The sequence below is a fragment of the Ligilactobacillus ubinensis genome, from assembly GCF_024160875.1.
GTDB lineage: Bacteria > Bacillota > Bacilli > Lactobacillales > Lactobacillaceae > Ligilactobacillus > Ligilactobacillus ubinensis.
Genome location: NZ_JAIULA010000043.1, coordinates 1 through 1627, shown reverse-complemented (window position 1 = coordinate 1627; position 1627 = coordinate 1). Strand labels below are relative to the sequence as shown.

Genomic DNA, 1627 nt, shown 5'->3' with positions numbered 1-1627 from the left:
TGATATCGATAAGCATTTGACTCATCAATAGACTTATTGCTTGGACGCACATATCCATCAGTGCGCTTCTCTAGCCTCCTGCGTCCCTCCATTGTTCAAACAAATTTAACTAGTACAGGAATCTCAACCTGTTATCCATCGCCTACGCCTCTCGGCCTCGGCTTAGGTCCCGACTAACCCTGGGTGGACGAGCCTTCCCCAGGAAACCTTAGTCATACGGTGGATAGGATTCTCACCTATCTTTCGCTACTCATACCGGCATTCTCACTTCTAAGCGCTCCACCAGTCCTTACAGTCTAGCTTCATCGCCCTTAGAACGCTCTCCTACCACGCATCCTTACGGATGCATCCACAATTTCGGTAATGTGTTTAGCCCCGTTACATTTTCGGCGCAGGACCACTCGACTAGTGAGCTATTACGCACTCTTTAAATGGTGGCTGCTTCTGAGCCAACATCCTAGTTGTCTGTGCAATTCCACATCCTTTTCCACTTAACACATATTTAGGGACCTTAATTGGTGGTCTGGGCTGTTTCCCTTTCGACTACGGATCTTATCACTCGCAGTCTGACTCCCGGATATAGATATGTGGCATTCGGAGTTTATCTGAATTCAGTAACCCATGATGGGCCCCTAGTCCAAACAGTGCTCTACCTCCACTATCCTTCTTCCGAGGCTAGCCCTAAAGCTATTTCGGAGAGAACCAGCTATCTCCAAGTTCGTTTGGAATTTCACCGCTACCCACACCTCATCCCAGCATTTTTCAACATACACGGGTTCGGTCCTCCAGTGCGTTTTACCGCACCTTCAACCTGGACATGGGTAGGTCACTTGGTTTCGGGTTTACATCAACATACTCTGACGCCCTATTCAGACTCGCTTTCGCTACGGCTCCGGCCTTTCCGCCTTAACCTCGCATGCTAACATAACTCGCCGGTTCATTCTACAAAAGGCACGCTATCACCCATTAACGGGCTCTAACTACTTGTAGGCACATGGTTTCAGGAACTGTTTCACTCCCCTTCCGGGGTGCTTTTCACCTTTCCCTCACGGTACTGGTTCACTATCGGTCACTAGGGAGTATTTAGCCTTGGGAGATGGTCCTCCCGGATTCCGACGGAGTTTCACGTGTTCCGCCGTACTCAGGATCCTGAACTGAGGAAACGAAGTTTCATTTACAGGGCTTTCACCTTCTCTGGCTGATTTTCCCAAATCATTCAATTACTTCGTCTCTTGGTAACTCAGATGTTCAGTCCTACAACCCCGAAAAGCAAGCTTCTCGGTTTGGGCTCTTCCCCGTTCGCTCGCCGCTACTGAGGGAATCGATTTTTCTTTCTCTTCCTGTGGGTACTTAGATGTTTCAGTTCCCCACGTCTACCTTCTACTAAGCTATGTATTCACTTAGTGATAACGGATTGTTACATCCGCTGGGTTTCCCCATTCGGAAATCTCCGGCTCAAAGTTTACTTACAACTCCCCGAAGCATATCGCAGTTAGTCACGTCCTTCATCGGCTCCTAGTGCCAAGGCATCCACCATGCGCCCTTATTAACTTAACCTATCTTTATCTCGCCTTACGGCGACCTAAAGGGTTATGAGTTTGCGATTAAAAACTTTAATTCTTGTTTT

General features: G+C 48.1%; 1 rRNA gene (cut by a window edge). It reads right to left on the bottom strand.

Annotated features, from left to right (window positions below):
• Nucleotides 1-1557 (bottom strand): 23S ribosomal RNA (locus tag LB941_RS12210) (it extends 1461 nt beyond the left edge of the window).
• Nucleotides 1558-1627: the final 70 nt, after the last annotated feature.